The sequence below is a fragment of the Rhodococcus sp. 21391 genome (assembly GCF_016772255.1).
Taxonomy (GTDB): domain Bacteria; phylum Actinomycetota; class Actinomycetes; order Mycobacteriales; family Mycobacteriaceae; genus Rhodococcus_F; species Rhodococcus_F opacus.
In genome coordinates this window covers 4,434,203-4,454,607 of sequence record NZ_CP063781.1, presented here as the reverse complement: position 1 = coordinate 4,454,607, position 20,405 = coordinate 4,434,203, and the positions used below count along the sequence as shown (strand labels likewise).

The 20,405-nt window shown below is 68.4% G+C and carries 18 protein-coding genes; 12 read left to right on the top strand and 6 right to left on the bottom strand.

The genetic code is table 11. The features are described from left to right. The first annotated feature begins 94 nt into the window (after positions 1-94). From GO592_RS20660 to GO592_RS20635, 6 genes are read left to right on the top strand one after another with little or no spacing between them, the layout of a single operon-like run. Positions 95-1,261 carry an acyl-CoA dehydrogenase family protein gene (locus tag GO592_RS20660; RefSeq protein ID WP_007300181.1) on the top strand — a complete coding sequence of 389 codons (1,167 nt, stop codon included), beginning with the start codon at positions 95-97 and terminating at the stop codon, positions 1,259-1,261. Beyond that, positions 1,258-2,196, top strand: coding sequence for a bifunctional MaoC family dehydratase N-terminal/OB-fold nucleic acid binding domain-containing protein (locus tag GO592_RS20655; protein WP_007300182.1), 939 nt, complete (start codon positions 1,258-1,260; stop codon positions 2,194-2,196). The genes GO592_RS20660 and GO592_RS20655 overlap by 4 nt, the downstream gene beginning before the upstream one ends. Then, a complete protein-coding gene (locus tag GO592_RS20650; protein ID WP_007300183.1) occupies positions 2,196-3,308 on the top strand; it encodes an acyl-CoA dehydrogenase family protein in 1,113 nt (370 codons plus the stop codon). Before GO592_RS20655 ends, GO592_RS20650 begins: the two co-directional genes overlap by 1 nt. Beyond that, the gene (locus tag GO592_RS20645; protein ID WP_007300184.1) at positions 3,305-3,736 is read left to right on the top strand and encodes a MaoC family dehydratase; all 432 of its coding nucleotides are present in this window, start codon (positions 3,305-3,307) and stop codon (positions 3,734-3,736) included. The genes GO592_RS20650 and GO592_RS20645 overlap by 4 nt, the downstream gene beginning before the upstream one ends. Beyond that, complete coding sequence (locus GO592_RS20640; protein ID WP_007300185.1) at positions 3,733-4,911, top strand: lipid-transfer protein; 1,179 nt, start codon at positions 3,733-3,735, stop codon at positions 4,909-4,911. Before GO592_RS20645 ends, GO592_RS20640 begins: the two co-directional genes overlap by 4 nt. A gap of 2 nt (positions 4,912-4,913) precedes the next feature. Beyond that, positions 4,914-5,726 (top strand): MaoC/PaaZ C-terminal domain-containing protein, encoded by an 813-nt coding sequence (locus GO592_RS20635; RefSeq protein WP_007300186.1) that lies wholly within the window; start codon positions 4,914-4,916, stop codon positions 5,724-5,726. 75 nt (positions 5,727-5,801) lie between these two features. Here the strand turns inward: GO592_RS20635 and GO592_RS20630 are convergent, their stop codons facing one another. Continuing rightward, the gene (locus GO592_RS20630) at positions 5,802-6,575 is read right to left on the bottom strand and encodes an SDR family oxidoreductase (protein WP_007300187.1); all 774 of its coding nucleotides are present in this window, start codon (positions 6,573-6,575) and stop codon (positions 5,802-5,804) included. A gap of 120 nt (positions 6,576-6,695) precedes the next feature. Between GO592_RS20630 and GO592_RS20625 the strand changes: the two genes are divergently transcribed. After that, complete coding sequence (locus tag GO592_RS20625) at positions 6,696-7,457, top strand: SDR family NAD(P)-dependent oxidoreductase (RefSeq protein ID WP_007300188.1); 762 nt, start codon at positions 6,696-6,698, stop codon at positions 7,455-7,457. 181 nt (positions 7,458-7,638) lie between these two features. Beyond that, positions 7,639-8,694, top strand: a complete 1,056-nt coding sequence (locus GO592_RS20620) for a ferredoxin--NADP reductase (protein ID WP_007300189.1) — start codon at positions 7,639-7,641, stop codon at positions 8,692-8,694. A 12-nt stretch (positions 8,695-8,706) separates the two neighbouring features. Here the strand turns inward: GO592_RS20620 and GO592_RS20615 are convergent, their stop codons facing one another. From GO592_RS20615 to GO592_RS20600, 4 genes are all read right to left on the bottom strand, one after another. Continuing rightward, positions 8,707-9,576, bottom strand: a complete 870-nt coding sequence (locus GO592_RS20615) for a class II glutamine amidotransferase (protein ID WP_007300190.1) — start codon at positions 9,574-9,576, stop codon at positions 8,707-8,709. A gap of 23 nt (positions 9,577-9,599) precedes the next feature. Beyond that, positions 9,600-10,331 (bottom strand): flavodoxin family protein, encoded by a 732-nt coding sequence (locus GO592_RS20610; RefSeq protein WP_007300191.1) that lies wholly within the window; start codon positions 10,329-10,331, stop codon positions 9,600-9,602. 116 nt (positions 10,332-10,447) lie between these two features. Next, positions 10,448-11,911: a catalase gene (locus GO592_RS20605; protein WP_005238953.1), complete on the bottom strand. Its 1,464-nt coding sequence runs from the start codon at positions 11,909-11,911 to the stop codon at positions 10,448-10,450. Positions 11,912-12,111: 200 nt separating this feature from the next. Beyond that, complete coding sequence (locus GO592_RS20600; RefSeq protein WP_007300192.1) at positions 12,112-15,609, bottom strand: serine/threonine-protein kinase; 3,498 nt, start codon at positions 15,607-15,609, stop codon at positions 12,112-12,114. A 103-nt stretch (positions 15,610-15,712) separates the two neighbouring features. Here GO592_RS20600 and GO592_RS20595 point away from each other — a divergent pair, with 103 nt between their 5' ends. The 4 genes from GO592_RS20595 (at position 15,713) to GO592_RS20580 (ending at position 19,050) form a co-directional block, all read left to right on the top strand. Beyond that, complete coding sequence (locus GO592_RS20595; RefSeq protein WP_007300193.1) at positions 15,713-16,420, top strand: nitroreductase; 708 nt, start codon at positions 15,713-15,715, stop codon at positions 16,418-16,420. Between the two features lies 1 nt (position 16,421). After that, on the top strand, positions 16,422-17,564 hold the full coding sequence (locus tag GO592_RS20590) for a class I SAM-dependent methyltransferase (protein ID WP_007300194.1): 1,143 nt from the start codon (positions 16,422-16,424) through the stop codon (positions 17,562-17,564). A gap of 163 nt (positions 17,565-17,727) precedes the next feature. Next, positions 17,728-18,582 (top strand): Bax inhibitor-1/YccA family protein, encoded by an 855-nt coding sequence (locus tag GO592_RS20585; protein ID WP_005255740.1) that lies wholly within the window; start codon positions 17,728-17,730, stop codon positions 18,580-18,582. 147 nt (positions 18,583-18,729) lie between these two features. Next, on the top strand, positions 18,730-19,050 hold the full coding sequence (locus GO592_RS20580; RefSeq protein WP_007300195.1) for a DUF1330 domain-containing protein: 321 nt from the start codon (positions 18,730-18,732) through the stop codon (positions 19,048-19,050). 64 nt (positions 19,051-19,114) lie between these two features. Here GO592_RS20580 and GO592_RS20575 read toward each other — a convergent pair whose 3' ends face one another. Further along, positions 19,115-20,332 (bottom strand): acetyl-CoA C-acetyltransferase, encoded by a 1,218-nt coding sequence (locus GO592_RS20575; protein ID WP_007300196.1) that lies wholly within the window; start codon positions 20,330-20,332, stop codon positions 19,115-19,117. Positions 20,333-20,405: the final 73 nt, after the last annotated feature.

Genomic DNA, 20,405 nt, shown 5'->3' with positions numbered 1-20,405 from the left:
GCTGACCGAGACATCGGCACCGAGGCGTGGGAGTGCTGGTTAGCGTCCAGAACACCCGTGGCGACAGCCACGCACAGGTTTGAGGAGAACGCCGATGGATGTGAGGGAATCGCCCGGGCAACGGGAACTCCGGCGGGAGTTGCGCGCCTACTTCGCGGCGCTGCTGCCGGAGGAGACGCGGCGAATCGCGGGTGAGGAGGGTGTGGGCGGAGAACACTTCCGCGACATCGTGCGGCTGCTGGGCAAGGACGGCTGGCTGGGTGTCGGCTGGCCGGTGGAGTACGGCGGGCAGGGACGGTCGATCGAAGACCAGTTCGTGTTCTTCGACGAGGTGCAACGGGCCGGGTTGCCGTTCCCGTTCGTCACCGTCAACACGGTCGGCCCAACCTTGATGAAGCACGGCACCGAGGAGCAGAAGGCGCGGTTCCTTCCGGGCATCCTGGCCGGCGACATCGTCTTCGCCATCGGGTACACCGAACCGGAAGCCGGTACCGACCTCGCGTCGCTGCAGACCCGGGCCGTGCGCGACGGGGACACGTGGGTTGTCGACGGCAACAAGATCTTCACCAGTGGCGCCAACACGGCCGACTACGTGTGGCTGGCGTGCCGCACCGATGCGGACGCGCCCAAGCACAAGGGCATCTCGATCCTCATCGTCCCCACCGACGATCCCGGCTTCAGCTGGTCGCCGATCCACACCGTGGGCGGGCTGACGGTCACGTCGACCTACTACACCGGGATCCGGGTCGGCGATCAGGACGTCGTGGGTGACGTCGACGGTGGCTGGCAGCTGATCACCGCTCAGCTCAATCACGAACGCATCGGGCTCGCGGCGCTCGGCGGACGGACACTCGGCCTGTGGCACCAGGTCCTCGACTGGGCCGGGCGGAACGGTGCACTCGACATCCCGTGGGTGCAGATGGACTTCGCGCGCACTCACGCGAAGCTCGAGGCGATGCGACTGCTGAACTGGAAGATGACCGCTGCGGTCGCGCGGGATGAGTTGTCGGGTGCCGACGCCGGTGCCACCAAGACGTACGGCACCGAAACCCACGTCGACGTCTATCGCACGCTGCTCGGGATCCTCGGTGCCGCCGGACGGCTGCGTCCGGGCTCGCCGGGCGCGATTCTCGCCGGCCAGATCGAACAGATCTCACGTCAAAGCGTGGTGAACACGTTCGGCGGCGGCGTCAACGAGGTGCTCCGCGACATGGTCGGCACCCTCGGCCTCGGACTCGCCCGCGAGAAGAGGGTGAAATGAGCGAACTCCTCACCCGGCTGCGCGCCTTCGAGGGACGGACGATCGTCCCGGCCACCTGGGGTCCCGACCCGGTGAACACTCCCATGATCCGGCACTGGGCCGAGGCGATGGGTGACACGAGCCCGGTCTACCTCGACGACGACGCCGCACGCGCCACCGGCCGCGGCGGCGCCGTCGCGCCTGCGCAGATGCTGCAGGTGTGGACGATGCGCACATTCGCCGACAAGATGTCCGGCGCCGACCCGTCACCCATCTGGACGGAACTGATCGCCACACTCGACGAGGCGGGATTCACGTCCGTCGTCGCCACCGATTCCGACCAGGAATTCTTCGCAGAACTGCGTCCCGGCGACCGGGTGAGCACGACCGAGGTCGTCGAGTCCGTCTCCGCGGAGAAACGGACAGGTCTCGGCGCAGGACATTTCGTCACCACCCTCAAGACGTACCGCAACGGTGACGGCGAGATCGTCGGCACCCAGCGGTGGCGGACACTCCGATTCCGGCCCGCCGAACGCCCGGCCACGCGCGCGCTGCGCCCGCGGCCCGCCCTCAATGATGACAACGCGTTCTGGTTCGCGGCCGCCCGCGAGCACCGCCTCGTCATCCAGCGGTGCACGAACTGCGGTGTGCTGAGGCACCCGACCGGACCGATGTGCGGGGAGTGCCGCTCCACCGAATGGGACACCGTCGACGCGTCGGGGCGGGGCACCGTCTACACGTTCGTCGTCAACCACCACCCGAAGATCGACGCCTTCGACTACCCACTGATCGTCGCGGTGATCGAACTCGCGGAGGGCACCCGCCTGATCGCCAACATGACGGGTGTCGAACCCGAACACGTGCACATCGGAATGCCCGTGCAACTGGACTGGATCGACGCAGACCCGGAACTCACACTTCCCGCATTCCGGCCCGCAGTATCGGAGGAACACTGATGGACTTCACATTCGGCGAGGAGCAGGAAGCGGTCCGCGGACTGGCCGCGGACGTGTTCGCCGCCAGGTCGCGACCCGAGCGGATCACGGACGTCGAGTCGGGCGCCGACCGGATCGACCGGGAACTGTGGCGCGAACTGGCCACCACCGGGCTGCTCGGCATCGCCCTGCCCGAGAACCTCGGAGGCGGCGGCATGGGACTCGCCGAACTGTACGTCCTGCTCGAGGAGCAGGGCCGGACCGTGGCGCCGGTTCCGTTGTGGCCGCACATGCTCGGCGCGCTCGCGATCGCCGAGTTCGGGACGCCGGACCAACATGACGCGCTGGTCCCCGCGGCGGCCGACGGCAGCCTGATCCTCACGGTCGGACTGGAGGAGTTCGGACCGTACGTTGCGGGCGAGCCGGCGACGACGGCACGCGAGGTGGACGGCCGGTGGCAGGTACACGGCGCCAAGGCCGCGGTGCCCGTGGCGCATCTCGCCGAACGCCTCCTCGTCTCCGCGACCACACACAGCGGTCCGGCGCTGTTCCTGGTGCACCCGGGGGCCGCGGGTGTGACTGCGCGGCAGGCGGAGTCGACCACCCACGAGATCTGCGCGAACGTCGCGTTCGACGCGGCCCCCGCGGAACCGGTCGGCCCGGCGGACGGTACCGCGGTGCGGTGGCTGCTCGAACGAGCGGAACTGGCGGTCGCCGCCCTGCAACTGGGCGTGGGGGAAGGCGCGGTGCGTCAGGCGGTCACGTACCTCAACGGGCGCACCCAGTTCGGCCGCCCGCTCGCGACGTTCCAGGCCGTCACCCATCAGCTCGCGGACTGCTACATCGACCTCGAGGCCATGCGGGTGACACTGTGGCAGGCTGTCTGGCTCCTCGCGAGCGGGGAAGATCCGGGAACCGCTGTGCTGGTCGCGAAATGGTGGGCGACCGACGGCGGACAGCGGGTCGTCCACCGCACCCAGCACGTGCACGGCGGAATCGGCGTCGACACCGACTACCCGGTGCACCGGAACCTGCTGTGGGGCAAGCAGCTCGCCGCCACCCTCGGCGGAGCCGGCTCCGACCTGGCACGTCTGGGCGCGCAGCTGGCGGCCGGGGTCGAGGTGGTCGCATGACCGCCACCGTCGGCACCACGACCTACGACGCCGTCACGGTCGGCGATCGGCTGCCGGAGTTGGTGATACCGCTGACCCGCACCCTGATCGTCGCCACCGCCCTCGCCACCCGCGACTTCCAGGACGTCCACCACGATCCGGCGCTCGCGGTGGAGCGGGGGTCGAAGGACGTGTTCATGAACATCCTCACCACCAACGGGCTGGTGGGGCGGTTCGTCACCGACTGGGCGGGCGCGCACGCGTCGCTGCGCCGGATCGCGGTGCGGCTCGGTGCCCCCAACTACCCCGGCGACGAGATGACACTGACCGGTGAGGTGGTCGCGAAGGACGACGGCGTCGTCACCGTGAAGATCCGCGGCGCGAACAGCCTCGGTGATCACGCCACCGGCACCGTCGTCGTCGCGTGGACCGCGGGAGGGAACCGATGACCAGCCCCCTGTCGGGCGCCGCCGCCATCGTCGGCATCGGCGCCACCGAATTCTCCAAGCACTCGGGACGAAGCGAACTGCAACTGGCGTGCGAGGCGATCGTCGCCGCACTCGCCGACGCGGGCATCGACCCGTCCGAGGTCGACGGACTGTCCACGTACACCGCCGAGACGAACGGGGAGGTCCTCGTCGCCCGCAACACGGGCATCGGCGAGCTGAAGTTCCTCTCCCGCATCGGGTACGGCGGCGGCGCCGCGTGCGCCACTGTCCAGCAGGCGGCGATGGCCGTGGCGACGGGCATCGCCGACGTCGTCGTCTGCTACCGCGCCTTCAACGAACGGTCCGGTGTGCGGTACGGACTCGGGCAGCACGACCGACCGATGGACAGCACCGCGGACCGGGCGGCGTACGCCTGGCTGACCCCGCAGGGATTGTCGACGCCCGCCCAGTGGGTGGCGATGTTCGCCCGCCGGTACATGCATCGGTACGGCGCCACGAGTGAGGACTTCGGCCGGGTCGCGGTCGTCGCACGCAAGCACGCCGCCGGCAACCCGGCCGCCTGGTTCCACGGGCGGCCCATCACCCTCGACGACCACCAGAAGTCGCGGTGGATCGCCGAACCGCTGCACCTGCTGGACTGCTGCCAGGAAACCGACGGCGGCCAGGCCCTCGTCGTCGTCTCCGCCGAACGCGCCAAGGACCTCCGCACCACCCCGGCGATCGTCAAGGCCGCCGCGCAGGGCTCCGGCAAGGACCAGCACATGATGGCCAGCTACTACCGGCCCGATATCACCGGAATACCCGAAATGGGCCTCGTGGGCAGGCAACTCTACCGGCAGAGCGGTCTCGCGCCCGACGACATCTCGGCGGCGATCCTCTACGACCACTTCACCCCGCTCGTCCTCCCGCAACTCGAGGAACTGGGTTTCTGCGATCCCGGGGAGGCTAAGGACTTCATCCGGGACGGCAACCTCGAGGTCGGCGGCCGACTCCCGGCGAACACCCACGGCGGCCAGATCGGTGAGGCCTATCTGCACGGCGTCAACGGCATCGCCGAGGCAGTTCGCCTGATCCGCGGAACGTCGACGACACAACCGGACGGCATCGGCAACGTGCTGGTGACCGCGGGCACCGCCGTGCCCACCAGCGGCCTGATCCTGGGCAGAGAGGACTGATCATGACGACAACCGAACGCACGACGGCAGGAGCGTGGCGAGGCAAGGACCTCGGCACCCGCACCGTGAGTTACGACGAGCGCGACGCCATCCTGTACGCACTGTCGGTGGGTGCGCGGGCCACCGAATTGGACCTCGTCTTCGAGGAGCGTCTGCGGGTGCTGCCCACGTTCGCTCTCACCCTCGCCCAGTGGGCGCCGGACGAACTGGGGTCGCGGGGCGCTTTCGACACGAAGACGGCGCTGCACGGATCGCAGGAACTGACGGTGCTCGCGCCGCTTCCCCGTCGCGGCGAGATCGCGTTGTCGGCGTCGGTCGGCGAGGTGTGGGACAAGGGCTCGGCCGCCGTGTTCGAGGTGCGCGTCGAGTCTGAGTTCTTCGTTGCCACCTGGTCGCTGTTCGCGCCGGGCGCCGGTGGTTTCGGCGGCGATCGAGGCCCCGCGAAACCGTATCGGCCCGAGGGTGAACCGGCCGTGGACGCTGTTCTGCGGACCGCGGAGAACCAGGCGGCGCTGTACCGGCTGACCGGCGACCGGCACCACATCCACATCGACCCGGCGGCGGCCGAGCGGATCGGACAGCCCCGGCCGATCATGCACGGTCTGTGCACCCTCGCCGCGAGCACGCTGGAACTCGCCCGAGCGCTGGACGTCCACCCGGCCGACCTCGTCCGGCTGGAGGGACGGTTTGCCGCACCGGTCTACCCGGGCGACGCGCCGACGTTGCGGGCCTGGGGTGATGCGGGTGATGCGTCGTTCGAACTCGTCCAGGACGACCGGCCGGTGATCGCCGGCGCCCGCGCCGCGTTCGGCTGACCGCACGGTCGCCGTCCGTCGCCGAATGTCACACGGTGCAGTTCAACTGAACCGATGTGACATTCGGCGAGGAGGTCAGGAGTGGGTGGCGAGATACCGCGCGGGATACTCGCCGCCGCCGTGAACGGCGAGATCGGCGCCGTTCACATACGACGCCTGCGCGCTCGCCAGGTACAGGCAGGCGTCCGCGATGTCCGACGGCACCGCCATCCGCCCCATCGGCAGGGTCCGGGTGACGGCGGCGCCGCCGTCGTCACCGTAGACGGACGCCGCGCTCTCGGTGCGGATGAGACCCGTGGTGATGTGGTTGATCCGGACCTTCGGAGCCCACTCGAGCGCAAGCGCTTTCGTCAGAACCAGCAACCCCGCCTTCGCGGCGCTGTACGCGGCGGTGCCGGGTTGCGGATCGTGGGCGGAGACACTGCCGATGTTGACGATGGCACCGCCGTCGGACTGCTGCTGCATCACCGCATTGGCGGCCTGGGCGACGGTGAAGGGTGCCAGCAGATTCAGCGCGACGATCTTCTCGACGAAGCGCGGCGAGACGGTGGCCGCGTCGGCATCGGGCGAACCACCCGCATTGTTGACGAGGACGTCGAGGCGGCCGTACCGCGCGACGGCCTCGTCGATCAGGGCGGCGGCGTCGGTGTGGTCGCGGACGTCGGTCGCGCGGAACGCGGCGGTGCGATCACCGTGCGCGGGCGGGGTGTCCGGTGCGCTCCGGCCGCACACGAGCACGTTCGCACCCGCGGCGAGAAACGATTCGGCGACGACGAAACCGATGCCCTTGGTTCCGCCGGTCACGACGACGGTGCGGCCACTGAAATCGAGAGGATGGGGGATTGTCACGGGAGACCTTCGGAGTGAGGGAGCGCGGGATTGCCGGCGCTCGAATGGGATCGGGTGAATCAGCACGAAGACCGAAAACAAGCAAATGCTTGGTTCGATAGTAGGGGAACGGGAGTGGACATGGGCAAACTCGACGGCAGGGTCGCGCTGATCACCGGTGCGGGGCAGGGGATCGGGCAGGGAATCGCCCTGGCCCTCGCCCGGGAGGGCGCGGCAATCGCCGTCGCCGGCCGGACCGAATCGAAACTGCACGGCACGTGCGAGCGGCTCACCGAACTCGGCGCACGCAGCGAACCAGTGGTGTGCGACGTCAGCAGGCGGGCGGACATCGCGTCCGCCGTCGTGCGGACCGTGGACGTGTTCGGCGGCGTCGACATCCTGGTCAACAACGCCAACGACTGCACGCCGGGACCGATCCTGTCGGTGATCGACGAGGAGTACGAGCGGTCGTTCGCAACGGGACCGCTCGCGACGCTGCGCATGATGCAGTCGTGCCACCCGCACATGAGGGCGCGCGGCGGCGGCGTGATCGTCAACCTCGTCACGTCGGCGGCCGTGCGGTGGGACGCGAGCAACTACGGCGCCTACGGTTCGATCAAGGAGGGGATGCGTTCGCTGACCAGGTCGGCGGCGTGTGAGTGGGGCCGGGACGGCATCCGGGTGCTGTCCGTGGCCCCGCACGCCAAGAGTCCGGCGCTCGAGCGATGGATGGACAGGAACCCGGACGAGGCGGCGGAGTTCGTGGCGGGCATCCCGCTCGGACGGGTCGGCGACGCCGAAACCGACATCGGACGTGCCGTCGTGTTCCTCGTGAGCGAGGACGCCGGCTACCTTACCGGGGCCACCATCCCCCTGGACGGCGGGCAGTCCCGTTGGGGCTGACGGCGGGCAGTCCCGTTGGGGCTGACGGCGGGCAGTCCCGTTGGGGCTGACGGCGGGCAGTCCCGTTGGGGCTGACGGCGGGCATCCGGGTCCCGCACAGCGGGAAGGCCGGGGGCCGGCGCGCTCGATCTGCACTAGTTTCGGCAGGATCGAATTACCGTAGCGAGAGGGCACCGTCGCGATGACGACCGTTGAAACACCACGCAGTTCGCGATCAGTAGTGGTCACCGTGGCCGCTGTCGTGGAGGAGACGTCCGACGCCCGGTCGCTGGTGTTCGACGTCCCCGACGAGCGTCGGCACGAATTCGCCTACAAGCCCGGGCAGTTCCTGACGCTGCGCATCCCGAGCGATCGGACGGGTTCCGTCGCGCGGTGTTACTCGCTGGCCAGTTCGCCGTTCACCGACGACCTGCCGAAGGTGACGATCAAACGCACCGCAGGCGGGTACGGTTCGCACTGGTTGTGCGACAACGTCGGTGTCGGCGACCGCATCGAGGTCCTGCCTCCCGCGGGCGTGTTCACTCCGGCCAGCCTGGACGAAGACCTGATCCTGTTCGCCGCGGGCAGCGGAATCACCCCGGTGATGTCGATTCTCAAGTCGGCGCTCAGCGAGGGCAACGGGAAAGTCGTACTCGTGTACGCGAACCGGGACGAGAAGTCGGTCATCTTCGCCGACGAGTTGCGGGAACTCTCGGCCGGCCACGAACATCGGCTGACCGTCGTGCACTGGCTCGAGAGCGTGCAGGGCCTGCCGACGCCGCGGCAGCTGGCGAATCTGTCGGACCGATTCCGGGACCACCGCGCCTACGTCTGTGGACCGCGCCCCTTCATGGACGCGATCCACGAGTCGCTCGCACTTGCCGGCGTCCCGCGCGACCGCGTGCACGCCGAGGTGTTCACCTCACTGTCCGGGGATCCGTTCGCGGACGTCGTGGTCGAGGAAGTGCCGGACACGGGGGCGGGAACGGCGTCGACGGTCGAGGTGCAACTCGACGGCGAAGCGCACAACCTGAGCTGGCCCCGCCAGGCGACACTGGTCGACGTCATGCTCTCCAAGGGGCTCGACGTCCCCTACTCGTGCCGCGAGGGCGAATGCGGTTCCTGCGCATGCATGGTGGTCCTGGGAGAAGTGGATATGGACAACGCGTCGATCCTCGATCCAGAGGACATCGCGAGCGGCTACATCCTCGCGTGCCAGGCCCGCCCCGTCAGCGAGCACGTGCGGATCGAGTTCTGACCGCCGCCGGTACTACTTCTCCGTCTGCGCCGCAGCGGCGCGGGCGCCCAGATCGGCGAGGCGGATCGGGTAACGCGGTGGATGATCGACGATCACCCCCCGGGTGACGGCGAGGTCGCGGTCGACGTGGAGCAGTTCGCCCGACTGCAGCGGCATCCAGCCGGGGTCCTCGTCCATCTGCTCGCTGGCGACGACCACCGCCGGATACTCGGCGAGATGCGAGGACCTGGCACGGATCCGGCCGGGAGTGCTCGCGTGCTGGAGGTGGCGACCACCACTCGGACCGCCTGCGCGCCGCTCGAGGAACAGCAGGTCGTGGGTGTCCGGGTACCGTAGCGCCCACAATTCGCCGGGCGTGGTCAGCAGGATGTTGAGCGCGTAGATCGGCACGTTGTCGGCCAGCCATCGGGCGGCCGAGGTGATGCCGGCCGTGACGTCGCCGCCGTTCCTGCCGATGTGACTGGTCACGAGGGCGAAGACGCGTTCCGAGTCGGTGTCGCCGTGAACGAGCGCGAGATCGGAGCCCAGTTCCGCCTCGAGCTTCGGCAGGTCTTCGACCACGCCGTTGTGGGCGAACACGCGACCGCCCTGGGCGAACGGGTGGGTGTTCTGGGGAAGCAGTTCACCCGTGGTCGCGAAACGGATGTGCGCGACGAACGTGACCGAAGAGCGATGCTTCGCCTCTTGCGCGAACTCCCTGTCCTCGTATGCGGCGAGCGGTTGCTTCTCCACCACCGGAGTTCCGTCCTCCGCGAACGTGCCGAGTCCGGTGCCGTCCGGCTCGCGGTGACTCTGCTGTGCGAGGCTGTCCGGGGCGTCCAGCAGCCAGAACGACGCGCGGACGCGATGAGGGGCGGCGGACAACCCGAACAATCGGCACATGACTTCCCTCTCGGATGGGCGGATCAGCGGTAGTCCGGGTTGGCGAAGTCGGGGCGGCAACCCGCGTCCCACTCCGAACGTCGATTTCCGTACGCGGGGAACCCGCCGGCCTTCCTCAACATCGCGGCGACGTGCATCAGGTTGTACGTCATGAACGTGGTGTTGCGGTTGGTGAAATCGTTCTCCGGACCGCCCGACCCTTCGTCGAGATACGACGGGCCCGGGCCGGCCTCACCGATCCATCCGGCGTCGGCCTGCGGCGGGATCACGTATCCGAGATGCTGGAGGCTGTAGAGGATGTTCATCGCACAATGCTTGACCCCGTCCTCGTTGCCGGTGATCAGACAACCCCCGGCGCGCCCGTAGTAGGCGTACTGGCCGTGGTCGTTGAGAATCGACGAGCAACCGTAGAGCCGCTCGATCACCTGTTTCGTGACGGAACCGTTGTCGCCGAGCCAGATCGGACCGGCCAGGACCAGGATGTCGGCGTCCAGCACTCGCTGAAACAGCTGGGGCCATTCGTCGCTCGGCCACCCGTGCTCGGTCATGTCCGGATACACGCCGGTCGCGATGTCGTGGTCCACCGCCCGGATCTGGTCGACCGAGACGCCTTCCTGCTCCATCAGGCCGACACTGCGGTCGATCAATCCCTGGGTGTTGCTCACGTCGGGGGACCGCTTCAGGGTGCAGTTGACGAACAGGGCACGCAGGCCGCTGAAACGGGGGGTCCCGTCCCGCCGCGACGGATCGGCCATCAGTCCTCCCACGAAAGAGTCCGGAAGTCCACGATATGCCGCGGCGGTCCCTGTTCGTGGCAGAAGAGTCCGCCCGGTCCGGGACGATCCCGGACCGGGCGGACCCGGGTGTTCTGTCAGCCCAGCGCGGAGATCGCCTTCGCGACGCCCTCGCCGTAGGCGGGATCGCACTGCGTGCAGTTGTCGATGTGCCGCTGCACGACCTGCTGCGACGCGCCGTTGATGGCCCGCGCGGTGTTCTCGAACAGCACCTGCTTCTGCTCGTCGCTCATGTTGTTGAACAACACGCGTGGCTGCGAGAAGTAATCGTCGTCGTCTTCCCGGAAGTTGAACCGGTCGGCGAACGCGCCCACGCCCTGCGCGGGATCGCGGTACCGGCTCTGCTCCTGCCACTTGCCGTAGCTGTTCGGCTCGTAGTGCAGCGTGCCACCGTTGTTGCCGTCGACCCGCATGGCACCGTCGCGGTGGAAGTTGCTCACCGGGCAACGGGCCGCGTTGACCGGGATCTGGTAGTTGTTCACGCCGAGGCGGTAGCGCTGCGCGTCACCGTAGGAGAACAACCGGCCCTGGAGCATCTTGTCCGGGGAGAAGCTGATGCCGGGCACGACGTGTGCCGGGTTGAACGCCGCCTGCTCGACCTCGGCGAAGTAGTTGTCGGGGTTGCGGTTGAGTTCCCATTCGCCGACCTCGATGAGCGGGTAGTCGGCCTTCGGCCACACTTTCGTCAGGTCGAACGGGTGGTAGGGGACCGTGTCGGCGTCGGCCTCGGGCATGATCTGCACGCACAGCTTCCACTTCGGGAAATTGCCGGCCTCGATGGCGTCGAAGAGATCCCGCTGATGGCTCTCGCGGTCGGCGCCGACCAGGGCCTCGGCCTCGGCGTCGGTGAGGTTCTCGACTCCCTGCTGCACGCGGTGGTGGAACTTCACCCAGAAGCGTTCGCCCTCGGCGTTGATGAAACTGAACGTGTGCGAACCGAATCCGTGCATGTGCCGGTACGACGAGGGGATACCGCGGTCGCTCATCACGATGGTGACCTGGTGCAGCGACTCGGGCAGCGACGTCCAGAAGTCCCAATTGTTGTCGGGGCTGCGCAGATTCGTGCGGGGGTCACGCTTGACGGCGTGGTTGAGATCGGGGAACTTCAGCGGGTCGCGGAAGAAGAAGACCGGGGTGTTGTTGCCGACGAGGTCCCAGTTTCCTTCCTCGGTATAGAACTTGACCGCGAAGCCGCGGATGTCGCGCTCGGCGTCGGCGGCGCCGCGCTCACCGGCGACGGTGGAGAAGCGGGCGAACAGGTCGGTCTTCTTGCCGACCTCGGAGAAGATCTTCGCGCTGGTGTACCGGGTGATGTCGTTCGTGACCGTGAACGTTCCGTACGCACCGGAACCCTTGGCGTGCATGCGGCGTTCCGGAATGACCTCGCGGTCGAAATGTGCGAGCTTCTCGAGGAACCAGACGTCCTGCAGCAACTGCGGCCCGCGGGGCCCGGCAGTGACGACGTTCTGGTTGTCGGGGACGGGTGCGCCTACGGCCGTGGTGAGCTTGTCGCCCGTGTTCGCAGTGGTCTCTCGGCTCACAGTGGATCCCTTCGTTGCTGACTCTCGCGGTGGGTTTTCTGGAACTGGCTGTCGGGCAAGAGGCTTCGCCGATGTACGGTCGACGTCGCGGATCGAACCACCCTCACGGGACGCGACGTGGTGGTGGCCGTCTCCCGCCCTCGTGTGTGTTCACGGTCACACTGCACCATCGTTTCTTGAATTAGTCAAGAAAGCGCACGCTAACTCTCGACCGGTGTCCGCGTCTCCAGCGTCGCAACCAGGAACTCTTCCGGAACATCCGGCCAGTCGGACTGCCAGCGGCCGGCTCGCCTGTCCTCGAGGAGTGCCGTCAGCGCGGGCACCATGCGCGGTCCGCCGTCGATCAGGTAGCGCACGAAGCCGATTCGTGCACACGTTGCGGCGACGGACGCCAGCAGCGGCTTCGCTTCGTCGACCCGGCCCGCCGCGACCAGGCAGGCGACGAGCAGGCGACTGGCCTGCATGGCGGCCCTCGGCCGGCTCTCCCGTTCGACCCTTCGCACCCACTCCTCCGCGCGGCGACACGCGACGTCGGGCTCGTCGGCCGACTGCTTCCGGATCTCGGTCGCGTCGTCGAGCTGCGCGACGATCTCGGCGAAACCGAAATCGGGTTCCCGGTTGGCCTTCCCGGCAGTGGCCGGGGGCTGGGGCGAGGCCGGCAGACCGAGCCGGACCCGCTCGTTCTCGACCCGGGCCCGCAGCCGGGGAAGTCCCAGCGACGCCGCCGCGGACGCGCCCTCGTCGAGGTGGCGGGCGGCGGACACGACGTCGCCGCGCCCCGCCTTCAGCCGTGCGCCGGTGACGAAGCGGGCGATCATGAAATCGACTATGCCGCCCTCGGGCCCGAGCTCGTAGCTCTCGTCGAGGAGTCGTTCGGCCTCGTCGAGGTGGCCCAGTTCGTACATCAGCTCGCCGAGGAGTGCGCCTGCAAGTCGTGCGGCATGTGAGTGGGTGCCTGCCGACTTCGTCGCGGTCTGCACGGCCAGCCGGAAGTTGTCCTCGGCCGCGGCGATGTCGAGTTGTTCCATCGCGGCGATGCCGGCGAAGCAGTACCCGTACATCGTACTGAACGGTCCGACGGTCCGCTGGTGGTACCCGGTGGCCCACTCCTGCAGGCGGCGAGCCTCCACGAAATCGAACTGGGCGATCGCGACGGCTGATGCGAGATTCGACCCCGCCGAAACCACCCACGCGCGTAGGGTTTCCGGGCGGGCCAGGCATTCCGCGATGAGGTCGGGAACTCCGGCGATGCGATCGGACGACACCGCGATCACGGCGCGGACGATGTCGGCCTCCACGCGGATGTCCGCCTGCTCGGTTTCGCTCAGCTCCGAGGACTCGAGGGTCGACGCGACCAGCGAGAGCGACCGCAGCGTCGGCGCCACCCGCTGCAGCAGGATGTTCGCCCACGCGACCGCGATCTGAATGCGGGGACTGGACTCGACCAGCGGCCGCGGCAACTTGTCGACGAGGCCGAGCAACGCGACCATCCGCGAGTGCTCCACCAGGTACATGCCCTGCTCTTCGACCACCGCGACAGCCACCTCGCGGTCGCCCGCCGCCAACGCGTGATCCACTGCGTCGCTGACGTAGTGGTGGTCGGCGAACCAGTGCGCGGCCGCGCGGTGCAGGTCCGCCACGCGCGACGGATGATCGCGCTCGAGGCGCCGGCGGAGATACTCGGCGAACAGGTGGTGGTACTCGAACCACTCCCGGTCCTCGTCCAGGCTGCGCAGGAACAGATCGCGCGATTCGACCTGTTCGAGCAGGGCCTGACCGCGGGTCACGTTCGCGAGCACGCAGGCGAGGTCGCCGCACACCCGCTCGGTGACGGACGTGGCGAGCATGAAGTCGAGCAGCGCAGGCTCGAGAGTGCTGAGCACGTTCTCCGCCAGGTACTCACCGATCGCATGGTGGCGACCCGACATGTGCCGGATGAGATCGCCGGGATCGGCGCGATCACGCAGCGACAGCGACGCCAGTTGCAGCGCGGCCACCCACCCGTCCGTGGTCTCCTCCAGCGCCTCCACGTCGGAGTCCTCCAAATGCAGTCCACCGAGGTCGACCAGGAACCGCTGCGACTCGGTGAGGTCGAAGCGCAAAGCCACGGAATCGATTTCGACGAGTTCGTCGCGCACCCGCATCTTGGCCAGCGGAAGTCCTGCCTGGCTTCGGCTGCTCACCACCATCTGCAGGTGGTGGCAGCCGTTCTCGAGGATGAAGTCCATCGCGGCGATCGTGTCCGGCGACGTCACGCGATGCCAGTCGTCGATCATCACCACCACATGGCGCCTGCTGTCGTGGACCTGATTCACCAGCGAGGTCAGCACATACCGTTCCGCTTCGGCACCGTTCTCGTCGAGCGCCTGCCCCAGTTCGTCCGCCAGGGTCGGCTCGGCCCGGCGGATCGCCTCGACGAGGTGGGACAGGAACCACACGACATTGTTGTCGTCGTTGTCGACCGTCAGCCAGGCGACGGCGGAGCCGTCTTCGATGAGCACGTCGCGCCACTGCGCGGCCACCGTGCTCTTCCCGAAGCCGGCGGGTGCGTGGATGAGCGTCAACCGCCTCCGCTGACCCAGCCGGAGCAGATCCAGGAGACGGGTGCGCTCCACCAGGGACCGCATCGGGGTCGGCGGCCGGAAGCGGGCCGCGGCGCTCGGCGGAGTGGCACCCGACCGCCGGCGGTAGCTGCGACTGTGCCCGGACGCCGAGGACTGCGTGGTCGGCGCCGCCGGGTGCTCGGTGCGCGGGAATTCGTCGGCCGCGGCGGGGAGCGCCATCTCGTCGACGTCGAGCCCGTGCCTGCGCTCGATGTCGCGGAGTTCCTGGCCGAACTCCGCGGCCGAAGCCGGGCGGTCGGTCGGTTCCTCGGACATGGCGCGCTCGATGGCCGCGCACACGTCGTCGGGAATGTCCTCGCCCCGCAGGTCCGGAACGGGTTGCGTCGCGATGCGGAGGAACTGCGCGACGAGCCGCTCCCCGCTCCGCCGCTCGAACGCGGCATGACCGGTGAGCAGGCAGAACAGGGCGGCACCCAGGCTGTACACGTCGGAAGCCGCGGACGGTGCGTCGCCGCGGAGGACCTCCGGCGCCGTGAACGCGGGTGAACCGGTGATCATGCTCGACGTGGTCTCGAATCCACCCGTGACCCGCGCGATGCCGAAGTCCGTGAGCTGCGGTTCGCCGTACCCGGTGAGCAGGATGTTCGCGGGCTTCACGTCGCGGTGCAGGGCGCCGAGCCGGTGCGCCGTCTCCAGAGCGCCCGCCAGCTTCACGCCGACGCGCAGCGTTTCACTCCACGGCAGCGGCCCTTCACGGCGAATCCAGGCGTCGAGCGAATTGCGCGAGTGGTACGGCATCACGATGTACGGCCTGCCGCTGCGTGTCACCCCGGACTGCAAGATGTCGACCACGTGGGGATGCCCCGACAATTTCCCCATCGCACGCTGTTCCCGCAAGAAACGTTCGCGGTCCTCACCGTCCAGATCGGAGGACAGCACCTTGATCGCGACCGTGCGGTCGAGGGCTGTCTGAAGGCAGCGGTAGACGACCCCGAACCCTCCCCGGCCGATCTCGCGGGCGTCGTCGAATCCCTCCGACGACAGCTCCGCGACGATGTCGGTCACGACGATCCGCTTGGTAGCCTGCGGATCCGAGTCGGTCGGCCCGGAACTGCTTTCCGGGTGCCGTGGCACACTCAATGAAATCACCTTCTCGGTGCACTGACGCCAGCATATCGCGGTCGCCCGACACAGAGAGCGGTGTTCGAGAACGAGTAGACCCGAGGAGAATTCGACGGTGACGGATACCGGCATTACGGCAACGGACACGAGCCTGGCCGAGCGGACCCTGGCCCAGCTCCTCGACGCCCGGATCAGTTGCAGGGCTTACCTACCGACGCAGGTGCCGCGCGAGGTGATCGAGAGGATCCTCGAGCTCGCGCAGCAGACGCCGTCGTGGTGCAACACGCAGCCGTGGCAGGTCGCGATCACCGAGGGGGAGGGGACCGATCGGTTCCGTTCCGGGCTGGCGGAGTACGTCCGCACCCACCCGCAGGAGTCCGACTTCGAGTGGCCCCGCGAATACGTCGGCGAGCACAAGCAGCGCCGCCGGGAGTGCGCCATGCAGCTGTACTCCAGCGTCGGCATCGCGCCCGGCGACCGGGCCGCGTCGGCGGAGCAGACGATGAAGAACTTCGACCTGTTCGGCGCGCCGCACGTCGCGATCGTCACCACCCACGAAGCGCTCGGCACATACGGCGCCGTGGACTGCGGCCTGTACGTCGAGACGTTCCTCCTCGCCGCGCAGAGTCTCGGGGTCGCGACCATTCCGCAGGCCGCCGTCGCGGGAAGTTCGCGGTTCATCCACGACTTCTTCTCGCTCGACGAGGACCGCAGGGTCGTCTGCGCGATCTCGTTCGGCTACCCCGACACGGAGAACCCCGTCAACGGATTCCGCACCCACCGGGAACCCGTCGCCAACGTCGCGCAGTGGGTGTCGCAGTAACGTGCTCGACTCCGAAGTGTTCGACCGGGACGCCCTGTTCGCCCGCCTCCGCCGCCGTCCCGACGTCGAGGCCCCCAACCTGACGGCCGTCGACGCCGCCGACCGGCTGATCCTCGACGAGGCCGCGGCGGCCCTGTCGGCGGCGCGTCCCGGGACGCTCGCCGTGATCGGCGACCACTACGGTGCGCTCACCCTCGGCGCCGCGGCGACGCACGGCTCCACCGGGATCCGCGTGCACCAGGACCCGCTGACCGGGGAACTGGCGCTCGCCGCCAACGCCGCGACGGTCGCGCTCGCCGACCGCTACCGGTCGTGCGCGCTCGGTGAGGAGCTGCTCGCGGGCGCAACCGTCGTGCTGATGCAGCTGCCGCGGAGCCTCGGCGAACTGACCGAGGTCGCCGAGGCGATCGCCCGCCACGCCGACCCGTCCGTCGTCGTCTACGCGGGTGGGCGCAACAAGCACATCTCCACCGCCATGAACGACGTGCTCGGGCGTTCGTTCTCCGACGTCCGCGCGACCCTCGGCAGGCAGAAGTCGCGGGTACTGATCGCGAGCGGTCCGGTGGAGGTGGCGCAGCAGACGTACCCCGTCACCGATCATCTCGCCGAGATCGGGCTGGACGTCGTCTCGTACGGGGCCGCGTTCGCCGGCCCCAAGCTGGACATCGGGACCCGGTATCTCCTCGACTTCCTACCCCGCGTGAATCCCGCTGCACGGGCCGCGGTCGACCTCGGCTGCGGAACGGGCATTCTCGCCGTCAGCCTGGCCCGGCTCCTCCCGGAGGTCTCGGTGATCGCCACCGACCAGTCCGCCGCCGCGGTGGCATCGGCCGCCGCCACCGCCCGCGCCAACGGCCTCGGCGGACGGGTCAGGACGCTGCGCGACGACGCCATGTCCACGCTCGCCACCGACAGCCAGGACGTCGTCCTGTGCAACCCGCCGTTCCACGTGGGCGCGGCCGTCCACACCGGTGGCGCGTCGAAGATGTTCACCGAAGCCGGGCGCGTGCTCCGGCCCGGCGGCGAGTTGTGGACCGTGTACAACTCGCACCTCGGGTACCGGGGCCGGTTGCAGCGGCTCGTCGGTCCGACCGACGTGGTCGGCCGGAATCCCAAATTCACGGTCACCCGGTCGGTGGCCTGACCGCCACGCCGACCGGCCTCGTCTGGCGGGTGTCCCCGCGGCACCGGTAGAGTCCGAATTGTCCGACCCGAAAGCGACGAACGGGAACTTGCGGTGGGTGCGGGACGTTCAACGTACAAGAAACCCGGATCCACCCGGCGAGCCACGAGAAGGGATGTGCACGGTGCGCACCACCAGTAACCCGGTGTTCCGCAACCTGCCCAAACAAGAGGGCAGCGGCGGATACGCCTCGTTCGGATCTACGACGGCCGGCGCAGCGCAGGTCACGCAGCAGTTCGGTCAGCCGCAGTACACGCAGGCCGAGCCCTACCGGACGGGCCCCGACTACCGTTCGATGACCATCGACGACGTCGTCACCAAGACGGGTGTCACGCTCGGCGTGCTCACGGTGTCGGCGATCATTTCCTACTTCCTGGTGAGCAACGACGCGAACCTCGCGACCCCGCTGGTCATCGGTGGTGGCCTCGTCGGTCTCGTGCTGGTCCTCGTGGCCACGTTCGGCCGCAAGATGGACAACCCGGGCATCGTCCTCGCCTACGCTGTGGCAGAGGGCCTGTTCCTCGGCGCCCTGTCGTTCATGTTCACCGACGTCACGTTCGGCGGAGTCGGGGGAGCGGCGCTCATCGCCCAGGCCGTACTCGGCACGTTCGGCGTGTTCTTCGGCATGCTCGTCGTCTACAAGACGGGCGCGATCCGAGTCACGCCCCGCCTGACACGGATGATCATCGGTGCCCTCATCGGTGTCGTCGTCCTCGCCCTCGGCAACGTGATCGCCAGCTTCTTCACCGAAGGCGGCCTCGGTCTCCGCGACGGCGGTCCCCTGGCGATCATCTTCAGCCTCGTCTGCATCGGCATCGCCGCGTTCAGCTTCCTGCTGGACTTCGATGCCGCCGACCAGCTGATCCGGGCACAGGCGCCGGAGAAGGCAGCGTGGGGCGTCGCATTCGGACTCACCGTCACCCTCGTGTGGCTGTACGTCGAGATCCTGCGACTCCTGAGCTACTTCAACAGCGACTAGTAGTTCCACGAGAAGGCCCCCGAGAGCATGCTCTCGGGGGCCCTCTCTGTTGTGCGGGCCCGGTTCGATTACCTCGGAGGTAATCGACGCGCGTATTCCGACGGAGGAATGTCGTGTGCAGCAACCAGCCCCACCCGAAGGAGCACGATGAGCGCGTACGGAATGGCCCACCTCGAGAACGTCGACATGGGTCCGCAGATCGTCGAATACCTCGAACGCATCGACGGCACCCTCCGCCCGTTCTCCGGCAAGTTCATCGTCCACGGCGGACGCCAGGACGTGGTCGAGGGAACGTCCGACGGCGCGTTCATCGTCATCGAGTTCCCCGACCGCGAGCACCTCGAAGGCTGGTACGCGTCCGACGCGTACCGGGAGATCCTCCCGCTCCGCGCCGAGCATTCCGACGGACTGGTGATAATGGCCGACGGAGTCGACGCCGACCACAAGGCCACCGACATCCTCGGGTAGGCGCTTCGCGCCCGTGCGCCTTTCTGGTCGCTACCGCTACCAAAAAGGCGCACGGGCCGGAGGCCTAGCTCAGGCGCTCCAGGACCATGGCCATGCCCTGCCCGCCGCCGACGCACATCGTCTCGACGCCGAACGTCTTGTCCTGCTCGCGGAGATTGTTGAGCAGGGTGTTGGTGATGCGGGCACCGGTCATGCCGAACGGGTGACCGAGGGCGATGGCGCCGCCGGAGATGTTCAGCTTGTCCTCGTCGATCTTCAGCTCGCGAGCCGATCCGAGGACCTGGACCGCGAAGGCCTCGTTGATCTCGAACAGATCGATGTCGGAGATGGACTTGCCCGCGAGGGCGAGGGCCTTCTTGACGGCCTCGATCGGGCCCAGGCCCATGATCTCTGGGGACAGTCCGGACACCCCGGTGGACACGATGCGGGCCAACGGGGTCAGGCCGAGGGCCTTGGCCTTGGTGTCGGACATGATGACGAGCGCGGCGGCGCCGTCGTTGAGCGGGCACGCGTTGCCGGCGGTGACGGTGCCGTCCGGGCGGAACACCGGCTTGAGCTGGCTGATGCCCTCGTAGGTGGTGCCGGCGCGAGGGCCGTCGTCGGTGCTGACGACGGTGCCGTCGGGGAGGGCGACCGGGGTGATCTCCCGCTCGAAGAAGCCGTTCTTGATCGCTTCCTCCGCGCGGTTCTGGGAGCGGACACCCCAGCGGTCCTGCTCCTCACGGGTGATGCCGGTGGCCGATGCGACGTTCTCGGCCGTCTGGCCCATCGCGATGTAGACGTCGGGAATCTGCGCGTCCCCGCGCGGGTCGGTCCACGCGACACCGCCCTCGGCGAGCTTCGCGGTACGCGCCTCGGCGTCGGCGAACCGCGGGTTCTTGGTGTTCGGCAGGCCGTCCGCGTTGCCGGTGACGAAGCTGGACACCGACTCGACGCCGGCGGAGACGAACACGTCGCCCTCGCCGGCCTTGATCGCGTGCAGTGCCATGCGGGTGGTCTGCAGCGAGGAGGAACAGTAGCGGTTGACGGTGACACCGGGCAGGAAGTCATAGCCCAGTTCCACCGCGACGACGCGGGCGATGTTGAAACCCGACTGGCCTGCGGGCTGACCGCAGCCGAGGAGCAGGTCGTCGATCTCGGTGGGATCGAGTTCGGGGACCTTCGCCAGAGCCGCGGCCACCATCTGCGTCGTCAGATCATCCGGGCGGATGGTCTTGAGCGAGCCCTTCATGGCTCGGCCGATCGGTGAGCGTACTGCGGAGACGATGACTGCCTCGGGCATGAAAACTCCTTTGTCAACTGCGGGGGTCTGCACTGTGTTGCAGACCACCCGTTCTGTGGCCTTCCCGACAACT

What these genes read in the sequence shown, in the direction of transcription:
- GO592_RS20635 (WP_007300186.1), top strand. Translation starts at nt 4,914, where the DNA reads ATGACGACAACCGAACGCACGACGGCAGGAGCGTGGCGAGGCAAGGAC.
- GO592_RS20575 (WP_007300196.1), bottom strand. Translation starts at nt 20,332, where the DNA reads ATGCCCGAGGCAGTCATCGTCTCCGCAGTACGCTCACCGATCGGCCGA.
- GO592_RS20640 (WP_007300185.1), top strand. Translation starts at nt 3,733, where the DNA reads ATGACCAGCCCCCTGTCGGGCGCCGCCGCCATCGTCGGCATCGGCGCC.
- GO592_RS20645 (WP_007300184.1), top strand. Translation starts at nt 3,305, where the DNA reads ATGACCGCCACCGTCGGCACCACGACCTACGACGCCGTCACGGTCGGC.
- GO592_RS20580 (WP_007300195.1), top strand. Translation starts at nt 18,730, where the DNA reads ATGAGCGCGTACGGAATGGCCCACCTCGAGAACGTCGACATGGGTCCG.
- GO592_RS20660 (WP_007300181.1), top strand. Translation starts at nt 95, where the DNA reads ATGGATGTGAGGGAATCGCCCGGGCAACGGGAACTCCGGCGGGAGTTG.
- GO592_RS20650 (WP_007300183.1), top strand. Translation starts at nt 2,196, where the DNA reads ATGGACTTCACATTCGGCGAGGAGCAGGAAGCGGTCCGCGGACTGGCC.
- GO592_RS20620 (WP_007300189.1), top strand. Translation starts at nt 7,639, where the DNA reads ATGACGACCGTTGAAACACCACGCAGTTCGCGATCAGTAGTGGTCACC.
- GO592_RS20615 (WP_007300190.1), bottom strand. Translation starts at nt 9,576, where the DNA reads ATGTGCCGATTGTTCGGGTTGTCCGCCGCCCCTCATCGCGTCCGCGCG.
- GO592_RS20655 (WP_007300182.1), top strand. Translation starts at nt 1,258, where the DNA reads ATGAGCGAACTCCTCACCCGGCTGCGCGCCTTCGAGGGACGGACGATC.
- GO592_RS20610 (WP_007300191.1), bottom strand. Translation starts at nt 10,331, where the DNA reads ATGGCCGATCCGTCGCGGCGGGACGGGACCCCCCGTTTCAGCGGCCTG.
- GO592_RS20625 (WP_007300188.1), top strand. Translation starts at nt 6,696, where the DNA reads ATGGGCAAACTCGACGGCAGGGTCGCGCTGATCACCGGTGCGGGGCAG.